General features: G+C 37.8%; 1 protein-coding gene. It reads right to left on the reverse strand.

The features are described 5' to 3' along the window. Window positions 1-372: redoxin domain-containing protein (locus AC1DPZ_RS28825; protein ID WP_477409992.1), on the reverse strand; the 372-nt coding region annotated here is incomplete at its 3' end. Window positions 373-513 lie beyond the last annotated feature (141 nt).

Genomic DNA, 513 nt, shown 5'->3' on the forward strand with positions numbered 1-513 from the left:
TGCATTTACTGATGCTGCATTTACTGATGCGTTTGGATGGATCATATCATAAGCTTCAGAAATTTTGCGGTCTTCATCAGCAATTATCGGGAAGTTTACCTCCACTCCCTGCGTTTCATTGATATCATTTATCCAGCCGGTGTGTGAATCAAGTGAATCAACACTAAGGGCCAGTACTTTTACGTTACGTTTTGTAAATTCATCTTTTAACGCTGCGGTTCTGCCAAGTTCGGTTGTACAAACCGGTGTATAATCGCCTGGGTGCGAAAACAATACACCCCAGCTGTCGCCAAGGTATTCGTAAAAATCGATGTCTCCGGCAGAAGTTTTTGCTTTAAAATTGGGGGCTTTATCGCCTAATCGTAAACTCATGATTTGTGTAATTTATAGTAGATTAAAGACTACTAAGTTAATATACATTGTTTGATAAATCAAAATTAAACAGAAATTATAACGCAATTTACGCCAACATTACACAAACAATGTTGTTGAACACTTGAACAAGCTAAAAGC

This window comes from Mucilaginibacter sp. P4_G9, assembly GCF_056400985.1.